The organism is Cyanobium sp. BA5m-10 (genome assembly GCF_024346255.1).
Classification (GTDB): domain Bacteria; phylum Cyanobacteriota; class Cyanobacteriia; order PCC-6307; family Cyanobiaceae; genus Cyanobium_A; species Cyanobium_A usitatum.
This window is the reverse complement of record NZ_JAGQCP010000023.1, coordinates 22930-44424: the sequence shown is the minus strand read 5'-3', so window position 1 is coordinate 44424 and position 21495 is coordinate 22930. Positions and strand designations below refer to the sequence as shown.

Below are 21495 nucleotides of genomic sequence, written 5' to 3'. Positions count from 1 at the left end.
AAGCCATGGCCGATCGCATTGTGGAGGAGGCCAACCACGCCTTCCACCTGAACATGACCATGTTCCAGGAACTGGAAGGCAATCTGATCGCCGCTATTGGCAAGGTTCTGTTTGGCTTCCTTACCCGCCGTCAGCGTTCGGGCAGCACTGAGGTGGCGGCGGCCTGAGGCTTAGCGGCGCTTGGTTCGGACCCATCAGTCCTCGATTAGATCGACGCTCACCAGCCGGGTGAGACCTCCACTGGTGTCTGGGTCGATGGTGCCTGGCATGAAGTTGGCCTGAAACCACCACTGGCGGCCATCCTTGCTGCGCCGCTCCACACGGAAGTTGTCCAGTCCCTGCTCCCGTAGTGCCAGTTGCAAAGCATCTCCGCTGCAGCCGGCGCAAGTGACGGAAAGTGGCGGAAGCCCAGGCACTTCGACGCAAAAGACGGGCATGGGCTTAAGGCGATAGCTCAGCCTGCCACAAGAACCGAGTAGGGCTCAGGATGCTCATCCGTAGCGGTGACAACGCAACCCCACATCCGGCAGGCCTAGGGTTGCAAAACTTCATGATTGGGCTTTGCGGGATGACTTCTACCCCAGATCTGGCCTCCCTCTATCAGTTGCTGTCTCTCCAAGAGCGCCCGATCCTGCCCTCGGGTGAGCGTCGCGCAATCCTGGGTTGTGGCTACGTGGGCGAAGCGGTTGCCAAATCCTGGAAGCAGGAGGGGCACGCACTTTGGGGCACCACAACCCGGCGTGAACGCTTGCCAGAGCTGGCCGATCTAGTCGAGAATCCGTTGGTTTTTGATTCGACGGATCCCTCCAGCAGCCTGGACTTCGCAGCAGATCTCGACGGTGTCTTGGTGTCCTTCGCTCCGTCGAAGAGTTCCAGTGTTGAGCTGAGCCAATACGAGCAGACCTTTCTTGGCGGCCTGCAGCGGCTGATCGAAACGCTTAGGCGTCGGCCTGTCAGCTCGCCACTCCAGCTTGTTCACCTCAGCAGCTGTGGCGTGTATGGCAACCGGCAGGGAGCGCTCACAAGTGAGAGCGATACAACCGATTCAAATCATCCAGTGAATTCCGTGCTCGTGAGAGCAGAGCAGATGATCGCGTCGGTCCGCTCCGAATCTATCAAGGTCTGCGTGTTGCGCCTCGGTGGCATATACGGGCCTGGACGCGATATTCCGGCCATGTTGCTGAGTGCAGCTGGCGGCTTAGTGCAGCGTAATGGCCTGAATGTGCCGTGCTGGATTCACCGCGACGACATCGTTCGCGGTATCAACTTTGCCTTTGATCAAGGTCTCAATGACACGTACAACCTGGTCAATGATACCCAGTACAACGGCCAGGAGCTCACAGATCGGCTGTGTGAGCGCGCTGGCCTGCCTCTAGCTAAGTGGTTGACCAGAGACACCAGCGATCGAATCCTTAATGCGCGGGTGAGTAATGAGAAGCTTAAGCAGCTTGGCTTCAGCCTCTCTCATCCATGCATGTTGGGCTGATATCGGCGCTCTATCCAGGCCAAGAGATTGTGATTGGCATCAAACTCCATTGTCAAATGCACAAAGCTTTGACGATTCAGTATGCAGCCGAAGTGGATGTCAAATGAATGCTTTGGCAAGCTCTCAGGCAAGCTGCAGATTAAATTATCCACAAATAGCGCATTCACTTCATTCTTGATAAACAATTCGCTACAGAATGGTGCCAACCGTTTATCTGTCGCTTCATTTCCAGAACTGAATCCTGGCCTGATCACTGACTCCACTCCTTGCCAGCCAAAGACGGTCTCGAATACTGCCTCCAGAGATTGGAACTGAGCACGTTCGGGGTCAGGACTGGTGCGTTGGCAGCGGAAGGGTGTGGCGGCGATTGAGTCCAGCAGCATCTGACCATCAGGTTGTTGCTGGTAAAGTGCCACCAGCATCGAACGACTGCGACCGCTGAAGAAGTTCACCTCATGCCCAGCACGGCCGCTGCTGCCGGCCATTTGCAGGCTCGACTGACCAGCCGTCTGCGGAAAATGCCAGCAGTTGTGGCCGAGGTTGTAATCGTGCCGATATAGGGGGAAGCGGCGTTCTCCACCGGGTGCGAATCGCAGGCCGGTCCCATGCCATTCACCCGTGTGCGCATCCGAGAAGCGGATGGAGTAAAGCGAGGCCTCCGGGTTGACGCTGCCCTGCTTCAGGTTCATGCCACGGCCGTTGCGGCCATACCAGGTGGTTATTCCCTTCCAGTCGCCATCAAAGCTGGCGCGCATGAGGTCCCATTGCCGATCAGCTGCTGCTTTGGCGTGATTGTCTGAACCTTCCATCGTCTTCAGTTCGGTAGTCGGGTTTTCCAGAATCGTTGTTTCGTAATCAGAGGGTCCGCAGCGAAAAGTTTATGGGACTCTCAGGCCACTATCCGCTGGTGAAAGATCCCTGGGGCTGGGGCGTGGCTTGATCCACTTCGTTGTCAGGGCTGACCCTAAACGTTTCTTAATTAACCGAGCGAGTGCAGTTGCCGGCAGTTGTAGACGTAAAATGATGTTTGGCCTCATGATCGTCAAGCCATGGCCAAGGTAGGTGTGCTTCTGCTGAACCTCGGGGGTCCGGAGCGCATCCAGGACGTCGGCCCTTTCCTCTACAACCTGTTCTCGGATCCGGAGATCATCCGGCTACCCAGCCCGGCCCTGCAGAAACCACTGGCTTGGCTGATCAGCAGCCTGCGGGCGAGCAAGTCGCAGGAGGCTTATCGCTCCATCGGCGGGGGCTCGCCACTGCGGCGAATCACCGAGCAGCAGGCGCGGGAGCTACAGAGTGCCCTGCGCCTGCTTGGGATCGAGGCCACCAGCTACGTGGCGATGCGCTACTGGCACCCCTTTACCGAATCGGCGGTGGCAGATATCAAAGCCGACGATGTGGACGAGGTGGTGGTGCTGCCTCTTTACCCTCACTTCTCAATTAGCACCAGCGGTTCCAGCTTTAGGGAGCTTCAGCGTCTTCGCCAGGCTGATCCTGTCTTTGCAGCTTTGCCGATTCGATGCATCCGCAGCTACCACGATGACCAGGGCTATATCGACGCCATGGCCGGGCTGATCGCCCGCGAGATCCAGGCCTGCCCGGACCCTGACAGCGCCCACGTGTTCTTCAGCGCCCACGGTGTTCCTAAGAGCTACGTGGAAGAAGCGGGCGATCCCTACCAAGGGGAGATCGAAACCTGCGCCCGGCTGATCATCGAGAAGTTGGAGGCCACATTGGGCCACAGCAACTCTTTCACCCTTGCTTATCAGAGCCGGGTGGGTCCTGTGGAGTGGCTCAAGCCCTACACCGACGAGGCATTGGAGGAGCTAGGGCGGCAGGGTGTGAAGGATCTGGTGGTTGTGCCGATCAGTTTTGTGAGCGAGCACATCGAGACCCTTGAAGAGATCGACATCGAGTACCGCAAGCTGGCTTTCGAGTCGGGCATCACCAATTTTCGGCGTGTGCCGGCGCTTGACACCAACCCTGCGTTCATCCAGGGGCTTGCGAGACTTGTCCAGCAGGCCCTGGATGGACCCGAAGTGAATCTTGACCAGGCAGCGGCTTTGCCCAGCACTGTAAAGCTCTACCCCCAAGATAAGTGGGCTTGGGGCTGGAGCAACAGCTCAGAAGTGTGGAATGGCCGCTTAGCTATGGTCGGATTCTCCGCTTTTCTAGTGGAGCTGATCAGTGGAAGTGGGCCTCTTCATTCCATAGGCCTGCTTTGATCTCCTTTTTGCTCGGGATAGTGTCTGTCCAGATCGAACAACACCTCATGGATATATGTCTCGGTCCACTCCGCGCCGTGAAAGCGGCTGAGCATCCCTCTTGCCGGATCTTTCTCTGCCCGGTAGCTGGTGTAGCGGCGTTGGCCATCGAGCAATATTGCTGAGCGATCGTCTGCTACGGGGGGTGCTTCATCCACGAGCTGTAAATAAAGCTTTAAATACTCAGCAAAGGCTTGAAATATAACGGTGGCGATCAGCTCATCGGAGGCTGCACCCAAAGGTAGACGGGTCCAGAGAAATGCAGGCGAAAAGTAAGGTTTTGCCTCAGCAGGAATGGGTCCTCCATCGGGTAAGTGAGGTTTCCAGCTGTTAAAAATTGGGAGTAATCGATCCCAGACAGGTTGGGTATGGAGGGAATCGCTGCGGTCAACTGGCTGCAGGTCAAGGGCTAGCAGATGACCTGAGGGCAGCGTGACCAAATCGGCTCCGAAGAAAGGCAGATCAAAACGGCAGTGGGGATTGATGACTAGGTTCAGCACGGACGCTGCTGGTCCCGCTTCCACACAGGCGGCCCTCACCTGGCGAAGCTTGCTGGTTCGACAGGCCCAGGTTGCAGTTTGCACAACTACCGGCTGTGCCTTCGAACCGGTGGATCCGGTTTTTTGCAGAAACTGCTCCGGCACGGGGTAGGCGGCTGGCTGCAACGCCTGAAGCATGTCGACCGCATGATCAAGAAAGGGCTGCCAACGCCAACCGGCGATTCTGACCTGATCAAGGCTGCAGCTTTGCGGTGCTGTCATTGCTGCGGGCTAGATGGGAAAAGGAACTCGTGCAGAAAGCGATCCGACCAAGCCTTGCCGAAGTGGCTGCTAAACAGGCCGTGAGCCGGATCTCTTTCGGCGCTATAGACATCGTATGCCTCCTGCAGGGTTTTCACCTTTTCTGCTGTAACTATGGAAGTGCGTTGGCCGGCTTCGGCGCTGAGCTGCCAGTAGCAGTCGAGAAAGGCAGTGAAAGCTCTGGGCAACGATTCCTGCGCCTCCTCAGCTCCTCCACGGCAGAACAGCAGCCAGGGCGAAAAATATTGGTTTGGATCAAATGAGCGCATGGCCTCAGCACCGTGAAGATCCGGGTGGCGAGAAATAAGTTCTTTTAGGCCTTGATAATAGGTGTCAAGATAATTTTGATCCTGCAGTAGTGGCTGAAAATCAAGCACTGCGACCAGCTTGCCGCGGGTGCCGAACCAAAGGAGATCGATTCCCATAAGGGGCTGATCGTTGTTGTATTCGGGATAGGCCACCGAATTCAACACTTGCAGGCTGTCCCCCGCGTCCATCCTGGTCACCCGCCAGCGCCGGAACCCAGGCACCTGCCAGAGCCAGCTTTGGATCACGCTCTGCCTCTTCGGGGAGTGACATTCAGCTAGCCCATCGGGTGGGGCAATGGGCTGCGCTCCAGACCTTTCCAGCCTGCTATTGAGCTCTTGCAAAAAAGGGTCAAACATCTCGGAGCGATCAGGAGCAGGGTGGGTTAACGGAAACCGGCGGCCATGGAATCGGCGCTTTCCCGAAGCGACTGCAGAGTTGCGTCGGAGGGGCAACGAAGCTCCGTGCAGTAGGTGGTCATCGACACACCATCGAGACACTGCACTGAACTCACCCGCATTCGCACCTGATCCGTGACGAACCAGCAGCGCTCCGTGCCGACATTGCTGTCATAGCGCGTGGTAACGGTCATGACGCCATCGCTGGAAAAGGTGTATTGACTGAGGACGGGCTGCTTCTCCACGTAGCCCTTGTCACGGACCAGGAAACCCTGAGAGGGATCTCCTGCTAGAGGGATATCTATTAATACAGCCGCTTGATCTTCTGTTCTGGTTAGGGGTTTTAGATTGCTCTCCCACCAGAAACGGGCCCCTCCTGCTGCTAGAAGAGGATTGATATTAAGAGTTAGACATATCTGCTCGACGGCTGGATCCTCAGCGGAGAAGGGCTCGATAACAAGATTGGAATCGCCGAATTCATCATCTTGGTGGTCGAGGTGGTGCACAGCCCGTCGCGTCAGCCAGGCCCCTCGACTGGCCGCCAAGAACTGGTCCATCGTTCGGGCTGGGTCCATGGGTGCCACGGGCGGGTGAGGGGGATGGGGGTTAGTCCTGCTCGGACTTCTGGGACTCAAGCTGAGCCAGAATTGCTTCTAGCTTCTGCAGCTCGGGGTGCTGAGCCAGGGTGAATTCGACTTGCTTCTGAGGGAGCTTCAGTCTTTGCCCCATGCCGATCACATCTTTGATAAGTCGATCGCGGTAGGCCGCTAGCTGATCAATCGACTCCTCCAACTCCTGCCGGCTGGGATCGGATCCGTTGATTGCAGACGTGTCGGCGCGAGCGGTGGTGCCGTCGGTCATGGGTTGGATTGGGCGGATGTCAGCATACGGAGTCGACCGCTGCGATCCACTAGAGCAGCTTCAAATGGGTCGCATCCATGGTGAAAATGGAAGAAAAGATAAATCTCCTGGTGCTTTGTTCCGCGATTAGGAGGGAGTGCGTGCCTTCCCCTTGCCAAAACCCTTTGCCAGCGCTGCACTTTTCAAGTCCGAGCGCGATGGGTGACGAAAGTTTGCATGATTGGCTTGATGGGGGGCCTGAGGCGGGAGATGACCGTAGTTTCCCCTTACGCCTTCCCCGAGAGGCAGCTACGCCATACAGACCTGAACAGATCTAACGATCTTCACTGGCTGTCAATTGGCTAAGCACAAGCACCCCTGGCCCCTTTCCCATGCTCGACGCCTTTTCACGCGCTGTCGTCAGCGCAGATTCGAAGACTGCCCCTATTGGAGGCGGTGAGCTCGCTGCTCTCCGTAACTATGTTGCTGAGGGAAATAAGCGTCTAGACGCTGTTAACGCCATCACCAGCAATGCCTCCTGCATCGTTTCAGATGCAGTCACCGGCATGATCTGCGAAAACACTGGCCTGATCCAGGCTGGTGGCAACTGCTATCCCAACCGCCGCATGGCCGCCTGCCTGCGCGATGGCGAAATTGTGCTTCGCTACATCAGCTACGCGCTGCTGGCAGGCGACGCATCGGTTTTGGACGACCGCTGCCTGAACGGCCTCAAGGAGACCTACATCGCTCTGGGCGTTCCCCTTCAGTCTGCCGCTCGCGCCGTGGCCATCATGAAGGCTTCTTCCACAGCTCACATCAACGAGACAAACACCAGCGGCACCAACCCTGTGGAAACCCGTTTCCGCAAGATGGAAACCGTTCAGGGCGACTGCTCCGCTCTAGTGGCTGAAGCTGCTACCTACTTTGACCGTGTGATCAGCGGCCTCAGCTGATTCATCCGAAGAGATTGCTTTTTTTAAACCACTACTACTCAATTAAACGAGGATCTTCACGATGAAGTCTGTTGTGACCACTGTTGTGACCGCCGCTGATGCCGCTGGTCGCTTCCCCTCCCAGAACGACCTGGAAGCTGTTCAGGGCAACATTCAGCGAGCTACTGCTCGCCTTGAAGCTGCTGAAAAGCTGGCTGCCGGTCTGGACAAAGTGACCAAGGAGGCTGGTGACGCCTGCTTCAGCAAGTACCCCTACCTCAAGCAAGCTGGCGAAGCTGGTGAGAACCAGGTCAAGGTGGACAAGTGCTACCGCGACATCGCTCACTATCTGCGTCTGATCAACTACTGCCTGGTTGTGGGCGGCACTGGCCCTCTCGATGAGTGGGGCATTGCCGGAGCCCGTGAGGTGTACCGCACCCTGCGTCTGCCTACCGCTGCTTACGTGGAAGCGCTCACCTTCACCCGCGATCGGGCTTGCTCCCCTCGTGACATGAGCCCCCAGGCTCTCAATGAGTTGAAGTCGTACCTTGATTACGCCATTAACGCCCTCTCCTGATCAGTTTCTGATTAATTGTTGAGGACAAACCAGGGAGGCCTTCGGGCCTCCTTTTTTGTGTGAAAATGAGCCGTCGCCTACCCCCTCTCCTCGATGGAAATGGAAGCATTAGATATCTTATTTGATGATCTTGCCCACCCTAATCCTTATATTCAAAGCCAGGCTTTTATGGCTATGGTCAGGGATTGGCCTCAGCAAGCTCTACCTCGCCTGCTTGGTTTGTTGGCCCAACCGGATATAGCTTTACGCAGGGCTTCTGTTCGTGGTATTGGCGCCTTTGGCGCGGCAGCCTTGCTGCCCTTAGCGGATCTTCTTATGGCTAGCACGGACAGCACTATCCGCGCCAGCTGCGTGAAGGCCTATGCCCAGGTGGCTTCAAACCAGCCTGGGATCCATTTCCCCGAGACAGCGATGCAGGCTCTCGAGGAGGCACTTAGCGACGACTCACCGGTTGTGGCTGTTGCTTCGGTGATGGCCCTTGGGCAGGTTGGTGGGCAGGCGGTGCCGCTGTTGCTAAGAGTGGTGGGCGGTGATAATCCAGCCCAGGCGGTAGCAGCTGTCAATGCACTCGCCCAGATTGATGATCCTGCAATTGAACCGACTCTTAAGGATCTGCAGCACCAACCAAAGTTAGATAGTTATGTGCGAGAGACCCTTGAATCAGCCTTGGCTCGAATAAGGGAACTGCAAGCACGTCAACCTCAGCCGGGCTGACGCGAGACGATTGTTATCCTCACTTGCTTAGCTGACTGATCGCTAGCTCTAGCACTAATCTGACACCAGGTTGTACTTCCTGTTCCACACTTGCTTTTAAGTCAGGCAATGCATCCCTGGCCCCTAGCTTCATCAGCGATAGAGCAGCGTTTTTGCGAACCTGTTCTTCCGAGTCGGTGAGCAGGGGGAGCAGGCGCGGGCAGGCCCATTCTGGCTCCTGCAACTTCCCCATCAGCGTTGCAGCTTCTGCCCGCACTTCGGAGTCCAGGTCATCCAGCGCGGTTAGAAGCAGCTGTCTCGCCTCGTCATCCCCCAAAGACTGGATCTGTTCGCCGAGAGCTGCTACTGCTGCCGCTCTTATCCTGGCATCCGGCGAGCTGGCTGCTTGGCGAAGCGCTTCGGGCGCCTTGGCGCCGATAAAAGCGATCCCCCAGCTGGCCAGCCCCTGTTGCATGGCCGAAGCTTTTGGATGAACCAGCACTGAGAGGAGTGGATTGAGAGCCTGCTCGCCGACTGCAGCCATCGCTCCGACCGCTGATCCCTGCACAACGGGATCCGAATCTGAGAGTAGGGTTTCGAGTAAAACGGGCAAGGCAGCTGGATCTGCAATCAGGGTCAGAGTCTTAGCTGCAGCGCGTCGAACGGTGACGTTGTCGTGAGACTGCAATGCACGGCAGAGAGTTGGCACCGCTGCAGCACCCACTGCTCCAAGGCTTTCGGCAAAGGTGAGCCGCATCAAGCCCCTGGTATCGCCGAGACCAGCCACCATGCGCTCAATAGCTGGGGTGTCGGATGAAGGAACTAACCCCTGACGAAGTTGGGAACGAAGCTCTGCAGCAAGAATGTTGGCTTCCTCAACGCTCAGTTGCTGGATTCCAGATGCGGGGGTAGCGGACAGCTCGGCAGACAAGGGTCCCTCCTATTGAACTAATTATCAGGGATAGCCGCCGCGATCCTATGGTGGGCTTAACAAGATCAGGACATGACACGCTTTTTGCTCTCCCACAACCTTCAGGTGGTTTCCGACAACCTGAAGGGCTTGAATTCCGCGGAACTGGCGGCTGGTCTCGTTGCACACCTGTCCACCGATGTCCGGGTTCAGGCAGTCAGCCACCCTCACTGGTTGGTTCAGGTGGAAGCCGACCTGCTGCCCGTCGATTTGGCCAATGCCGTACTCCTGGCCTGGCGACAGCTTCGCTGCTCTGCAGGTGCTACTGATCATGATTGCCAGCTGTTGGCCTTAGGTGGACGCAAGGACGATCAAGGCGCCTCTGGAGCGTTGCTGCAGCAGAGTGACTGGGGGGTCGATGTGGTGGAGACTCTGAACACCGCCGCTTTCCTTCAGTCAATCAACTGGGATCTGCTCAAACAGGGGCGTGCTCCTGATGGTGTGTTCGAGCTTCAAGGCTGAGCTGGGCTATTTGCGGCGGCGGCGAGGTGATTGCTGTCCAGACTTGGGTGATTCGACTGGATCCGTAGAGGCTGTGGTCGCCACTGCGGAAACTGAGCTGGCCGCCTCCATCAGACATACCGACGTAACCGGGATTCCATTCTGGTGTAGTTGCTGCATAGTGTGGCTCAGCATATGGCGCGGAACTCGCAGCTTCTGAGCAACCCTCTGGGGAGTTTCAGAATTGATGCTTGTAACAAGTAAAAGCGCACCACATTGATGGGGTCCCATTGTGCCTCTAATTTAGATGGGTTCATATTGAACGCTTCCTGGCTGGGTTGCATCAAGACACATAACTCTTAAACTTTCAGCGCTCTTGCCCTGCCGGCTATCAGAGTTGGAAGCAGCTCTGCTTTGAGCTCCACAGCCGCGTCCACTTTGACTTCTGAGGACAGTATTTTGGCAAGCTCCAGCAACAGTTACGACAATATCCATCCCGGGCTCAGCCACCATGATGCGCTAGCGATTCTTGAACAATCTCTTGACTCGCTTGATTCTGCCAGCGACTACTACATGGCGGCCGCCCATCTCGTGAATTTCCCCGGCGATAAAACGGAGGAGGCATTATTGAGGCTCATTGATAATTCTTCGGGCGAACAGGCGGTTAACCTTGCGCGCCGCAAAGCGGTCGAAGTTTTGGGCCGGCTTGGGGTTCAACGGGCCATCCCCAGCATTGGGCGTTGCCTAAGGAGCAATGATCACTATCTCGTTGAAAATGCCGCCTGGGCCCTTCTTCAGCTCAATTGCCAGGATGTTGAACTCCATCAGGCAATGCTCCCGCTGCTCAATGATCCAGGCCAGAGCCGCCGGGTTCTTATCCAGGCTCTTGTGGGTTTAGAAGTGCATGCGGCCTTGCCCGTACTTCAATCGCTGCAAGATGAGGCGAATCCAGGGGTTCGCGGCGCTGCTTTGGCCGGGGTTGCACAGCTCAGTGGAGATGGCAGTCGCCTTCAAGAATTGGAAGACCACCTGACCCTGCCTAACCAAATGGACCGGCAGTCGGCGATTCAGGATTTAATTGACTGTCGGGCTACATATCTATTGCCTTCGATTCTCAAGGCGCCCGTGTCCCCTGTTTTCAGGTTGCGCGCTCTGCGGACACTCTGGCCGGGCCAAGACAAAGAACACGCAGGCATTGACCTGCTTACTTGTTTAGATTCGCTGATGTGGGATCAGCCAGAAGGTTTGGTCTTGGCGCACTGCTACGACACTGAACCAACCATATTATTTTTATTTGATGAGTTTTTTGGTACTGACTTTAGCCGTTGCTACCTAGCATTGTCCACATTGAAGCATAGGCCAGTAGAAGAGCTCTGGCCTGTTTTCTGGAAGCGATGGCAGGAGGATGCTTATAATGACTATGGTGCTCATTATTTCTTCATTCAGCTTCTTGGCAGTGTGGATATCTGGCCTTCCGCTGCTACTCCTGTCATTGAGGCATTGCTGCTGGAAGCTATGAACAGCAAGCGCCCACAATTCGGTAAATCAAGAGCGGCTGCTTGCTTGGCTTTGAATAAACACTTTCCTGATATATGGTGCAAAAGTGTGAGGCAGCTTTTGTCCTCCGATTTCACGCCAAGCTGGGAGCTACGTTATGCTGCATTGATAGGTCTTGATTCAATTGATGTTGGGAATAACCATGAAATAATTCAGCTATTACAGAATGCTTTTGCCGTGCAGGATCCTGATATTTTTGTAGATCGTAGGCGTCAACTGCTTATTTCAGAAAACCGGGTTTGAAAGGACCCACGCTCAGCCCAGTAGCGTTGAATTTCCAGGCCTTTGGGCCTCGGCACAGCTGCTTCAGCTCTCAGTATCTTGAATGTTCGACGGGGCCCCATGGGCCAGTTTCCAATTGCTCTTACAGACCGCACTTGCCCATCAAGCATATTTAGGCAGGCTTCAAAACGCTCAAGCTGACTATGATCAATTGTTTCAAAAATAAAGTCTTGGCCTTGGCAAATTAGGTGCTGCGAGCGGATCCAGCTACGGAATTGCTGGATAGCTGGTCCGTCAGCTTGTATGGTTTCTGTTTTATCCAATTTGTTCAGATTCTTCTCCCTTATGATTACTTAGATGTGCCCACTCAGCTGTGACTTCATTTTCAAAGCTAGCCACGCGTTCAAAACGTAGTGGCCCATGTTCGGAGCCCCACTGCAAGGTATTGGTAGCTGGATCAAAACCCTGATCTCTACTAATCCAGTTTTCGTGATCAACCAACACCTCACTCACTAGATAGGTAGGCCGCCCATCGCGTGGCACTAGGCATTTATTACCAGGCTCTACTTTTCCGCTGAAGCAACCCGGTGTCGTCTCTTGGAAATGCATCGCACAACCGCAGCGTTGTTGAAGGCGATCAATATGAATTAGCTTGAGCAGTTTAGGCGTGAAGCCTGCTCCAGCTAAGCGAATTGGTTGGTCGAATCCAAAATTTTCAACAATCTGCACCTTCTCGGTCGAAATCAGTCGATGTACACCTTGCCTATAAGGTCGCCAAGGATCGTGCCCATAGCTCTGCTCGGAGTAAAAACCAGGGCCCTGAAATACTTCCCAAGGCAGAGGGCGAAAATAGATGTTAATATGGGCAAAATTTACGGGATCGCTCTGTGACTGAGAGAAATTACTGTAGTGTCCAGCTAGAATTTTAGCGAATTTTAGGGTAATACCTATCATGGCGAACTCTACTGGCTGAAGGAATCTAACCGTCTGATTTCAGATGCGAAGGAGGTTTGCAGTATTCCTGAGCCGGCTGAAGTTCGCAGCACTGATGAGCGGCAGCGAACGTTCTCAGATACGAACCAGATCCTTTCCTCTGCAATCGATTGACCATATTGGGTAGTGAGTGTAAAAGTATCATCTTCTAAAAAAGCATAGTTTGATACTGCTTGCTCGGCCTCTGCGTATCCAGCGCTTCGCAGTAAGATTCCTTTTTGATTATCAGTTGGGATTGGAACGAGGATGCATGATCCTGCTGATACTTCACTGGGGCTATCTGGCTCCCAGTCACTTTCTGCATTCCATTCCATTCGGAATGGCAGAAGGGGTTTGGCGTCGTGTATCTTGCAGTCTCTAATTAACTTAAGTACCAACGGATCTTGGAGTCCAATTGGTTCAATCAATACTGAACTGCGAACATCCTCAAATTGCTGAAAAGCAAGAGAATGACCACTTCTCATGGATCGCCAGCGGCCTAGGCTACGAGCTACAAAAGATTCCAGCTGCATCAACGCTGCTCAGGCCTTGTTTCTGTGAGTGGTCCTTGCAACTGGCAGACGACCTGCCTGAACCATGTGTACCCATGTATCGATCATCATGTTGATCGCAGGCTGCGTTTCTTCAGTGCTCCGATCAATCTGAGTGCACTCTGCTTTGCGATAGTCTTTGTCCTTTAAATTCATGGATTGCAGCCTGAGTACTTGCTGTTGATGCTTTTGGCAGGCGATTCAAAGCCTTGATATCTATAATAAGGCTTTGAATCGCCTCCGGTTTAGTTTGATTTAGGATTCCTTTACTGAGGTGATGCGACCTCCGCGTCGATGAATTGATTGGATGGCTGATGATAGCGAGCTGAAGGGAACGGTTGTCGTTTGCGTTACCCGTCGATTTAGGCCGACTGGATTAACGCTTGTCCAGCGAATAGCGTAGCGCTGCTTGTTGCGACCTCCTGGGCCGGGAGTCTTTTGACTGCCTCCGGGGGCTGATCTGGTCGCCAGGCTGACTAATAATTGTGATTGCCCGTCACCATCAAAACTTGCAAAGCCTGAAGTCAAGGCACGTGTTCTGTTATATGTAAGGGTCGATTCACCTTTCTGGCTTGCCACTCCCCTGTCATAAGGTACTGTATCAAAGCCAAAGACCTCTAGATACTCGGCTCCGTATATATAGCTGTTGATTTCTGCTTCGTATCCTTCTGTGGCCAGGAGCTGAACATGCTTGCTCAGTTCAGCTTGATTTCGTGGGGCGCGGCCTAGGAGATGCTTGAAGTTTAGTTCAACAAACCGATAGGGACCATTTGCATCAAAAAAGAGACGCCGATAGCTGTCGGACAGGGCTAGGGCATTGATCAGCCCCTGCACAGTGAGGTCGCCGTTGATGAATAGACTCTCTGCAGAGACTGAGAGCTCTTCATCAAAGAGGTGTGCATTGCCAAATACTTGGCGGTAGGCGGCTTTCAGCTGGGCTTGAGCTTCTGATTGGCGTAAACCCGAATTGGGCCGGTCAAGAGTTTCGATTTCCATTGTTTTTGGGTTGGTAGGGGGAGAGGGAGTGAAGAAGTTAGCTATTGTTCCGAAAAACGAGCCATAGTCATCTAGGTGATTTCGGTCACAGAAATGATCTGACCACCGCGTCTATGGATGTATCCCAGTTGGCTTGTAATGTCATTGCCGCTTACTACGTAGCTGGCGTTCGGGTTGCGTTGGCGGCCGCCTGCAGGCTGGGCATTGACGACAATACGGAACCGCTTGGATGTGGGATCAGCTGATCCAGAGGCTGCACCAAGCCTGTTAATCCGTACGGTTGTATTTGTCCAGTTTGTAGGTGCAGATCTTGTTGCTACCGAATTTAGCAGGCTTGAGGCACATTGAATGGTGTCACTGGCCGCATAGCCTTGAACTAGTGCTATGTGTCGATTAAAGGAAACCTGTTCGCGACCATTTTCAGTTGCTACACGCAGGTAGGGAACAGTATTCTCGCCGAAGGTGTTCTGATACTCTTCGCTATCAACGTAGCTGTTGATTTCTGCGTCATAGCCGTGAATGGCTAGCCTTTGTAGATGCTCACTCATCTCGGCCTGACATGCGGGTGCACGCCCCAAAATATGTTTGAAATTCAGCTCAACAAAACGGTAGGGAGCATTTGTTTCGAAGAAGCGACGGCGATAGTCTGCAGAGAGTCCAATAGCTCTTATAAATTCACGGGTGCTGAGCCTTCCCTCAGCAAACTGGCTTTCTGCTGTTAAGTTGCGCTCGCTGTCCATTACATGGGGATTGCCCAGCACTTGGCGGTATACCGAGCGGATCAGCGCAGTAATCTGATCTGCTGAATCACCGTTGCAGCGCTCGAATACTTCCTGCTGGCGCTGGCCAAGCCCAAAGCCAACGTATAGATCACCACGCATCGGTGTCGAGTCGCCTCCATCGGCACTGTTCCGCTTGACAGGCACTAACATTCCGTTCGAACCAGCCGCTGTTCTACCCATCTGACTTAGGGAACCAGATCGGTAAACCTGTGCAGGCACTTTTATTGAGAGCCTGTAGCCGCTAACTAGATTGCCTAGCAGTTGACTTTTGGTTCCTACGGCTGTGTCGCTGCCAGCGAAATTCTGCTCAAGTGCTGCGATCCTGTTGAACGCTGCTTGAGGCTGGCCTACTGGTGAGTTCCAGCTTGTTGGGTATGGAACTGTTTCCTCGCCGAAGCATTTTAGATACTCATCGGAATCAAGGTAGCTATTGATCTCGCCGGTAAAGCCACTTGTGGCGATTAATGCCACATGGCTAGCAACCTCTGCTTGATTCTGCGGGGGGCGGCCCAGCAAATGCTTGAAGTTAAGCTCAACTGCTCGATGCGGAGATACGGCATCAAAGAAGCGTGAGCGATAAAAACTAGATTGGGCCAATCTTCGTACGAATTCCCGTACGTTTATGTCCCCATTGCGTAATCTTGATTCGGCACTCAGCAGTCGCTCGCTTTCCATCGGCTGAACATTGCCGAATACCTGCCGGTATGCTGCTCTTACTGCGATGTGAAAAGCAGCATTGTCGTTTGCGGTGAATGCTGACGGTGTATTCAGTAGCTGCTGGTTGCGAAATTGATCTTCGCTTGTGGCAGTTTCTACGTCATCAGTTCTTCGGCGAGAAAACCTCGCTGGTGCTTCAAGAAGCTGAGTGGCTCCGAAATCAAGTGACTTGCTTTGATTTGCTGTCATGGGGCTATGGGATTAGCGGACTTGCTTTGTTAATTAGGATATAAGTCGTTAGACGTCTTTGGGACATCTAATCCCTTTGTTTTTGCCGGTTTGGGAGCTCTGTTACTCAATAGGGCTGGTTTGAGCAATGGATCAGCTTAATGGTGTGATGCTTGCGATCTTGCCCCCCTCGCGGTGAATAAGTTGATACTGCTCAGATAGCTTGTTGAATGGGACGAAGAGTACTCTGTTTGCTTTCCTATAGCGTGATGTGGGGCGCACGTTATTGGCCCTGTAGGCTGTTACTTCAACTCGATAGACTTTGCCTGCTTCACCTGCGAGTACACCTATCCGGGTAACGGGATCTGTCAGGTTGGCAGCTGGGCGGAAGCTCCAGCCTTGGGAATCTTGTGATGAGGGAGCTACCACAGGAAGGGGGCGGTTCTGATAGGCAGCACCGCCAAGACGACTCCTGATTCCAGCCAAGTTGCCTTTTAGGCTGCTGCTGCTGTTGCCGCGTAGCAACTGGAATGACCAGGTGAACTCTTGAAGCGTTGCACAGGATTCTGTTTTCCACCCACGCTGATATGGAACTGTCCACTCACCAAAGGTGTTCTGATATTCGTCAGAATCCAAGAAGCTGTCGATGTCTGCTTCGTAACCACTTGTATCTAGTCTTTCGGCATGCCCTCGCATCTCCTCAAAATCTGCTGGAGCACGTCCGAGTAGGTGGCGAAAAGCTAGTTCGATATAGCGGTAGCGGGCGCATGAGTCAAAAAAGCGCGTGCTATAAAGATCGCTTTTTGCGATACGTCTTACCAGTTCTCTAACGCTGATCTCGCCTAGCTTGAACTGCGATTCTGCAACAACTTGTCGTTCGCTCTCCATGACGTAGGCATTCCCAAGCACCTGTCTGTAGACAGCCCGGATTACTGACTCCTTCGCTTGGTCGTCGTCCCCTGGAACTAGCTCACGTGGTGCCTCGCACTCTTGGGAGAAGCTCTCCACACCCAGGATGGAGGCTGGACCAAACGGCATGACTTTCGTGGCGATACCTTGCAATTATCCCCGGCATCCCATAGCCATCGACCGCAGCTTTATAAACCTCAATCTTTTGTTTCAATCGCTTCGCTTTGTCTGGCCTTGCCAGCTAGCTATGCTGATTGCTCCGCTGATCCTAGCAACGATTCAAGTGTCGTTCGGGTGGCTTGCCGGGTGAGTGGGTTCCAGCAATCCAGTTCCATGTGAGAGCGCGTTAGGAGGTTTGTTAGCTGTTTCTTGTCCAGGCCTGTTACCTGACTGAAGTCAGCGCCCTGAATACTTTCAGCCCCATCTAGGATTGCCTCTGTTAAATCAGCAGCCCTAAAGTCTGCCTGCTGTATCTGACTGCCGGTAAAGCGTGTTGCGATGCAGCGACAGCCTTGCAGTTTCGCAAACCTTAGGTCTGCTCCGACAAAACGTGTTCCGTCTAATACTGCACCACTTAAGTCACATCCGCTTAGGTACGCACCCATGAAGTTGGTGTGCCGAAGATCCATACCCCTGAGATCTGCACCATTCAGAAAGGCCCCATTAAGAGCTGCGCCAGGGCCTACCGCTCCTGACTTTTCAAGATCAAAACCAGCCGGTACACGAGTCTTTCTGTCATAACGCGCAAGTGTAAGATTGCATCCTTCTAGTAGACAGGCGCTTAGGTCTGTTCCCCTTATATCTATGCGACAAAGGTTCGCCTGGCGCAGGTCAAGTGGTTGCAGAACACGGTTGTTCCAGCATGCACCGCGCGCATCTACGGGTTGATGCTGAGCCGCAGTAGGTTTCGACTTTTCAGGAGCACTCCATTGGCTTGGATCTTCCGGCAACAAAGATGCTTGATGCTTTTGATTCATGTTTAGATGGGATTCGATTCGCTAGTAATCAGAAACGTTTGTGTTCTGTGGTTTCGCTTGCTTTGGTAATGGGTTGCCAGGTTTACTTGTCTTCCTGTCTGGGCGTGGTTGGTAGCAAGGCCTTGATCAGATTATCAAAAGCCTTGTCGAGGCAGGTTGTCTCGCGAAGATGGCCAGAAGCTTCTAGGACTTGTGTGGTTAGTGTACGCATCTGGGCTAGGATATACATCATCGCAGGGATAGGCACTTCCATCTCCTTGTATAACTGACGTAATGCTCTCATTCCTGCCGCATCTGTTACTTCTGTGCAATCGCACGCCACCCCGTAAATGATCACTCGCAGAAACTGTTGGCAATCTCGCCAGCAGGCTTCTGCTCTTGGTTCGGGGTGTAATTTTCCGCCAGGCAGGATGAGCTGTGGTTGTTGGGCTAGTAATTGTTGTCTTGCTTTATCAATCACCTGGTTTGACTCAGCTATCAGTAGCCCAATGGCATGTTCTGAGGTTTTGCAATATTTGCATATCTCTTCTAATTCTTCTGTGTTTAGGAACCGTTTTGAAGTATCGGCTTTAGCTACCACCGCTCTCACTGCTTCGGGAAGGCTGTCGCGATTGCTTAGGCCGCATACTTTTGCAGCCTTGGCCAGTTGGCTGATCTCCATCTTTCGATCTGCTTCTGTAGTCAGGTTCACGATTCCACAGGAGTTGCGGTAAGCCAGCCATGTCGCTCCAAATGGAAAGCCCATATTGCTTTCCCGCCTAGGCCTGGACAGTGTTCAGATGCTAGATCCACCAGTTCTTCTGACACTCCGAGGTTTTTGAGCAGATCCTTTGCTTGGGCCGTTCCTTCTACCAACGCAGAACGTATTGCAGCTCCGACTACCCAGGTCAGATTGGTTTCTGACAGTTCGCCGCTATTACTCTCGCAGGCAAGCAGAATATTGTTGTTGTCAGGATTTTTGTTGTGATGGGATTTCCAAAGCCCAATGTCGTCAATTCTGAGGTCTATACGCAGGCGTGCCTCGCTTGGTCCGTACTGAATTTCCTGTTCCTCTCCGGCTTGTTTTACCAAGTCTTTTATGCTTAAAATTTCTTCGGGCGGCATGACGTTTTTGTTTTGGCAAGAGGACGGTTTCCCCGGCTGTATGACTTTTGCCGAATCTTTTGGACGTCTAATTCTTCACGGCTACTGTCTTTGTGCTCACTTTTGCCCATCTCTTTATCTTTTGTTCAATAAAAATAGCCTCCCTTCTATGGGGAGGCTATTGATCACGTTCTAAAAAACAGCTTGCTCAAACAAGCGCGTTGATTGCGTAATCGAGGTAATTATTTGCCTCTGTTGCTGCTTCGCCGGCAAGGCCATGGTTGGCTTTGATGTAGTTAAGAGCTTCCACATACCAAGAGGGGGAGAGTTCAAAAGCGCGATTGATTTCATCAATCCCGGCAATCAGGTACTCATCCATGGGGCCGGTGCCACCAGCCACGAGGCAGTAGGTGACCATGCGGAGGTAGTAGCCGATGTCACGGGAGCACTTAGCCTTGCCACGGGCATCAGAGGCATAGTTTGCGCCTTGCATCTGGGTGGTGTAGGGGAACTTGTTGTAAACGGCTTGAGCAGCGCCGTTCACCAAGTTGTCTGCGTTGGCTGTTAGGCCCTTGGCAGCTGCAAGAGCATTTTTGGCGCGGTCAAAGCGACCAAAAGCGGAGTTGAGCTCAGTGTTTGAAAGGAACCGTCCCTGAGAATCAGCTGCTGCGACGGCTTCGGTAAGGGGAGTCTTCATGGGAAGAGGGGAATAAGTTGGTTTGAATTTTTAGTGAGCTGATCAGCCGACGGCTGCTGCAGCGCGGTCGAAGTAGGTGCCGATCTCGCTGATTAAAGCTGTGCAGTCTCCCTGGGTGATGCCGTTGCGGTTGTTGGCAATTGCAATGGCTGCATCCTTCATCTTACGAACTCCTTCAGCAACCGAAGCTCCAGGAACTCCGAGTGCCAGGTAGGTCTCACGCAGGCCGTTGAGGCAGCGGTCTTCCAGCACGGATGCATCGCCGTTGAAAATCGCGTAGGTGATGTAACGGAGGATGATGTCCATGTCGCGTAGGCACGCAGCCATGCGGCGGCTGGTGTAGGCGTTCCCACCAGGAGCTGTTAGCGCTGGCTGAGCTTCAAAAAGATCGCGGGCCGCATTGGTGACGATCTTGGATGCGTTGGAGGTGATGCGGTTCACAGCATCCATACGCTTGTTGCTCTCGGAAACCATCGCCGCAAGCGCGTCGATTTGACCGGCGTTGATGAATTCGCCACGGGCATCAGCCTGGGCTACAACCTTGGTGAAGGCGTCGAACATTGGGAGGCTCCTAGTCGCGACGAAGAGTCGGAAGGGTGGATAGGGGTTCCAGGCTGGTCAGGGCCCAGGGCTGCGCAATGCCCCTTGTGGGCACGAAGCAGCAACCTGGCTGTTGTCAACTTGGTTTGCCCATTCTCTTCAAGATGCCTGCTTGCTTACTGCTCCCTTAACAAACGGTCACTGCTCTAAGGCCTGGTGGGCTTGGTCGGTGCAAATGGCCACAGCAAGTACCTCATTTTGAGCTCAATAAAGCGGTGGGTGTGGTGGTTTTCAAAAAACTTGGCCGCGTCCAGCCTCCGAATGACCAGTGACTCGAGCCCTTGAGGCGTTCGCAGGACATTGCGTACTGACCGGCAAGCACCCGCTTGTTATTCCCATTAATTCGCTCACTTTTGCATGTGTCATGGCCGCGCGACCCATATGGGCCTGTTTTGATCGGATTACAAGTCTTTTACAATCGTTACAAACGCTGCGCTGCAGGCCCTTGGGGCGCCAACCCCTGGCGCCTTCTGGCTGCGCCGATACCATCCGCCCATTCCATGGGCAATGGTTATGGCTGTTGAGCTAACGGTTGCAGACTGCACCCAGCGGCTGGCTGACCAGCTGCAGACCCTCTCGGAGGTGGCTGAAGCGATCACCTTCCGGCTGCTTGAACTGGAGGAGCGGCTTGCCGCCCAGGAGTTGAGGCTCGAGCCCCTGCTTGAGCGCCATGCCGATAGCCAGGGCTTGCTCGCTGACGAGACGGAGCTACGACTCGATGACACGGAAGACCGGCTGGCGCGCCTTGAGGGCTTGCTTAAAGGTATCGAGAATCAAGGGGTAGGCCGTCACCTGCGTTCAGTTATTCCCTCCCAGCTGGCCCTTGCCCAGGAGGCTCAGCAGGAGAGCTTTCTTGATGACAGCCTGGTCGAGCAGCCCTTCCTTGATGAAGAGGAGCAACCCTTCCTCGATGAGCTCAGCGCCTGACATTCAATCCCGCTACTTCTCAAACCAATGCGCTGGTATTTCGTCACTGTAGTCGTGGGTGCGGGCAAATTCAAAGGGACCCGCCAGCGATCCCCAAAGATGTTCGTGGGTGATGGGATCGTGGCCCCTGTCGATTGTGCGCATGCCAGCTGGGTCTAGTTCCAGCCGGCTCACCAGGTAGGAGGTAGCTCCCTTGCGTTCCACCAGACAGCGACATCCAGGCTCCACTTCCCCTACGAATCCTTCGCTCTCTTCGCGTACCACGTAGGCGCAGCCATCGAGGGGCATGAGGTCACTGGATTGAATGCAGCCACGGAGTTCGTTGTCCTCAACCGCTCCCCAGAAGCGTTGATCGTCTGCCAGCGCCTGGTTGACGATCGTTAGCTGGTCGTTCTGTGCTTCCGCCCTCAATACCCGAATTCGGTAGGGAGCTGCCGGGTTAATCGCATAGCTCTGTTCCAGCAGCAGGGAGCCCGGTGCCAGCTGGGGGAGGGGACGTAATTTGACCAGGATGTGGGCGTATAGGGGCGGATTCTCAAAAGCCTGCTCCTGGTTGTTGAAGCCACCGCTCAACATCCGCACCAATCGCTCCAAGGAGCTCGCCATCACGCCAGTTCACGGCTGTGAAGA

26 protein-coding genes and 1 pseudogene are annotated in these 21495 nt (G+C 54.0%); 9 read left to right on the top strand and 18 right to left on the bottom strand.

Going from position 1 to position 21495, the window contains the following annotated elements; all coding sequences use genetic code 11:
* Nucleotides 1–167, top strand: a pseudogene (locus KBY85_RS09545) (heme oxygenase); the annotation flags it as partial.
* 27 nt (nucleotides 168–194) lie between these two features.
* On the opposite strand, the gene KBY85_RS09540 reads toward KBY85_RS09545, so the two are convergent.
* On the bottom strand, nucleotides 195–437 hold the full coding sequence (locus tag KBY85_RS09540) for a hypothetical protein (protein WP_254961272.1): 243 nt from the start codon (nucleotides 435–437) through the stop codon (nucleotides 195–197).
* Between the two features lie 131 nt (nucleotides 438–568).
* Between KBY85_RS09540 and KBY85_RS09535 the strand changes: the two genes are divergently transcribed.
* Entirely contained in the window at nucleotides 569–1486 is a 918-nt protein-coding gene (locus tag KBY85_RS09535; RefSeq protein ID WP_254961271.1) for an NAD-dependent epimerase/dehydratase family protein, read from the top strand.
* On the opposite strand, the gene KBY85_RS09530 is transcribed toward KBY85_RS09535, so the two are convergent.
* Complete coding sequence (locus tag KBY85_RS09530; protein WP_254961270.1) at nucleotides 1465–2295, bottom strand: hypothetical protein; 831 nt, start codon at nucleotides 2293–2295, stop codon at nucleotides 1465–1467. The two genes, KBY85_RS09535 and KBY85_RS09530, sit on opposite strands and share 22 nt — an antisense overlap.
* Before the next feature lie 240 nt (nucleotides 2296–2535).
* On the opposite strand from KBY85_RS09530, the gene hemH reads away from it, so the two are divergent.
* Nucleotides 2536–3711, top strand: coding sequence for a ferrochelatase (gene hemH / locus KBY85_RS09525; RefSeq protein WP_254961269.1), 1176 nt, complete (start codon nucleotides 2536–2538; stop codon nucleotides 3709–3711).
* Here the strand turns inward: hemH and KBY85_RS09520 are convergent.
* The 4 genes from KBY85_RS09520 to KBY85_RS09505 are packed head-to-tail and all read right to left on the bottom strand — an operon-like array spanning nucleotide 3690 to nucleotide 6115.
* Nucleotides 3690–4511: a phycoerythrobilin:ferredoxin oxidoreductase gene (locus KBY85_RS09520; RefSeq protein WP_254961268.1), complete on the bottom strand. Its 822-nt coding sequence runs from the start codon at nucleotides 4509–4511 to the stop codon at nucleotides 3690–3692. The two genes, hemH and KBY85_RS09520, sit on opposite strands and share 22 nt — an antisense overlap.
* Nucleotides 4508–5215 carry a 15,16-dihydrobiliverdin:ferredoxin oxidoreductase gene (locus KBY85_RS09515; protein WP_254961267.1) on the bottom strand — a complete coding sequence of 236 codons (708 nt, stop codon included), beginning with the start codon at nucleotides 5213–5215 and terminating at the stop codon, nucleotides 4508–4510. Before KBY85_RS09515 ends, KBY85_RS09520 begins: the two co-directional genes overlap by 4 nt.
* A gap of 26 nt (nucleotides 5216–5241) precedes the next feature.
* Nucleotides 5242–5829, bottom strand: a complete 588-nt coding sequence (locus KBY85_RS09510; RefSeq protein WP_254961266.1) for a phycobiliprotein lyase — start codon at nucleotides 5827–5829, stop codon at nucleotides 5242–5244.
* A 31-nt stretch (nucleotides 5830–5860) separates the two neighbouring features.
* Entirely contained in the window at nucleotides 5861–6115 is a 255-nt protein-coding gene (locus KBY85_RS09505) for a hypothetical protein (protein WP_254961265.1), read from the bottom strand.
* A gap of 371 nt (nucleotides 6116–6486) precedes the next feature.
* On the opposite strand from KBY85_RS09505, the gene cpeB reads away from it, so the two are divergent.
* The 3 genes from cpeB (at nucleotide 6487) to KBY85_RS09490 (ending at nucleotide 8317) form a co-directional block, all read left to right on the top strand.
* Nucleotides 6487–7047: a class 1 C-phycoerythrin subunit beta gene (cpeB, locus tag KBY85_RS09500; protein ID WP_197148055.1), complete on the top strand. Its 561-nt coding sequence runs from the start codon at nucleotides 6487–6489 to the stop codon at nucleotides 7045–7047.
* 61 nt (nucleotides 7048–7108) lie between these two features.
* Nucleotides 7109–7603, top strand: a complete 495-nt coding sequence (gene cpeA, locus KBY85_RS09495; RefSeq protein ID WP_106632843.1) for a class 1 C-phycoerythrin subunit alpha — start codon at nucleotides 7109–7111, stop codon at nucleotides 7601–7603.
* A gap of 93 nt (nucleotides 7604–7696) precedes the next feature.
* A complete protein-coding gene (locus KBY85_RS09490; RefSeq protein WP_254941609.1) occupies nucleotides 7697–8317 on the top strand; it encodes a HEAT repeat domain-containing protein in 621 nt (206 codons plus the stop codon).
* Nucleotides 8318–8336: 19 nt separating this feature from the next.
* On the opposite strand, the gene KBY85_RS09485 is transcribed toward KBY85_RS09490, so the two are convergent.
* Nucleotides 8337–9227: a HEAT repeat domain-containing protein gene (locus KBY85_RS09485; protein WP_254961264.1), complete on the bottom strand. Its 891-nt coding sequence runs from the start codon at nucleotides 9225–9227 to the stop codon at nucleotides 8337–8339.
* Nucleotides 9228–9299: 72 nt separating this feature from the next.
* Between KBY85_RS09485 and KBY85_RS09480 the strand changes: the two genes are divergently transcribed.
* Both KBY85_RS09480 and KBY85_RS09475 read left to right on the top strand, forming a co-directional pair.
* Nucleotides 9300–9728 (top strand): DUF2656 family protein, encoded by a 429-nt coding sequence (locus tag KBY85_RS09480; protein ID WP_106632840.1) that lies wholly within the window; start codon nucleotides 9300–9302, stop codon nucleotides 9726–9728.
* A 417-nt stretch (nucleotides 9729–10145) separates the two neighbouring features.
* Nucleotides 10146–11507 (top strand): HEAT repeat domain-containing protein, encoded by a 1362-nt coding sequence (locus KBY85_RS09475; RefSeq protein ID WP_254961263.1) that lies wholly within the window; start codon nucleotides 10146–10148, stop codon nucleotides 11505–11507.
* A 294-nt stretch (nucleotides 11508–11801) separates the two neighbouring features.
* Here the strand turns inward: KBY85_RS09475 and KBY85_RS09465 are convergent, their stop codons facing one another.
* From KBY85_RS09465 to KBY85_RS09420, 10 genes are all read right to left on the bottom strand, one after another.
* Nucleotides 11802–12440, bottom strand: a complete 639-nt coding sequence (locus tag KBY85_RS09465; protein ID WP_254961262.1) for a chromophore lyase CpcT/CpeT — start codon at nucleotides 12438–12440, stop codon at nucleotides 11802–11804.
* An 8-nt stretch (nucleotides 12441–12448) separates the two neighbouring features.
* On the bottom strand, nucleotides 12449–12991 hold the full coding sequence (locus tag KBY85_RS09460) for a phycobiliprotein lyase (RefSeq protein WP_254961261.1): 543 nt from the start codon (nucleotides 12989–12991) through the stop codon (nucleotides 12449–12451).
* A 273-nt stretch (nucleotides 12992–13264) separates the two neighbouring features.
* On the bottom strand, nucleotides 13265–14005 hold the full coding sequence (locus KBY85_RS09455; protein WP_254961260.1) for a phycobilisome rod-core linker polypeptide: 741 nt from the start codon (nucleotides 14003–14005) through the stop codon (nucleotides 13265–13267).
* Nucleotides 14006–14076: 71 nt separating this feature from the next.
* Nucleotides 14077–15693, bottom strand: a complete 1617-nt coding sequence (locus KBY85_RS09450; protein ID WP_254961259.1) for a phycobilisome rod-core linker polypeptide — start codon at nucleotides 15691–15693, stop codon at nucleotides 14077–14079.
* 132 nt (nucleotides 15694–15825) lie between these two features.
* Nucleotides 15826–16710 (bottom strand): phycobilisome linker polypeptide, encoded by an 885-nt coding sequence (locus KBY85_RS09445; RefSeq protein ID WP_106632835.1) that lies wholly within the window; start codon nucleotides 16708–16710, stop codon nucleotides 15826–15828.
* 116 nt (nucleotides 16711–16826) lie between these two features.
* Nucleotides 16827–17558 carry a pentapeptide repeat-containing protein gene (locus KBY85_RS09440; RefSeq protein WP_254961258.1) on the bottom strand — a complete coding sequence of 244 codons (732 nt, stop codon included), beginning with the start codon at nucleotides 17556–17558 and terminating at the stop codon, nucleotides 16827–16829.
* An 82-nt stretch (nucleotides 17559–17640) separates the two neighbouring features.
* The gene (locus KBY85_RS09435) at nucleotides 17641–18219 is read right to left on the bottom strand and encodes a phycobilisome polypeptide (protein ID WP_254961257.1); all 579 of its coding nucleotides are present in this window, start codon (nucleotides 18217–18219) and stop codon (nucleotides 17641–17643) included.
* A 26-nt stretch (nucleotides 18220–18245) separates the two neighbouring features.
* On the bottom strand, nucleotides 18246–18662 hold the full coding sequence (locus KBY85_RS09430; RefSeq protein ID WP_254961256.1) for a hypothetical protein: 417 nt from the start codon (nucleotides 18660–18662) through the stop codon (nucleotides 18246–18248).
* A gap of 187 nt (nucleotides 18663–18849) precedes the next feature.
* Entirely contained in the window at nucleotides 18850–19338 is a 489-nt protein-coding gene (gene cpcA / locus KBY85_RS09425) for a phycocyanin subunit alpha (protein ID WP_254961255.1), read from the bottom strand.
* A 42-nt stretch (nucleotides 19339–19380) separates the two neighbouring features.
* Entirely contained in the window at nucleotides 19381–19899 is a 519-nt protein-coding gene (locus KBY85_RS09420; protein WP_254961254.1) for a phycocyanin subunit beta, read from the bottom strand.
* 552 nt (nucleotides 19900–20451) lie between these two features.
* Between KBY85_RS09420 and KBY85_RS09415 the strand changes: the two genes are divergently transcribed.
* Complete coding sequence (locus KBY85_RS09415; protein ID WP_254961253.1) at nucleotides 20452–20865, top strand: hypothetical protein; 414 nt, start codon at nucleotides 20452–20454, stop codon at nucleotides 20863–20865.
* 12 nt (nucleotides 20866–20877) lie between these two features.
* Here KBY85_RS09415 and KBY85_RS09410 read toward each other — a convergent pair whose 3' ends face one another.
* Entirely contained in the window at nucleotides 20878–21471 is a 594-nt protein-coding gene (locus KBY85_RS09410) for a chromophore lyase CpcT/CpeT (RefSeq protein ID WP_254961252.1), read from the bottom strand.
* Between the last annotated feature and the right edge of the window lie 24 nt (nucleotides 21472–21495).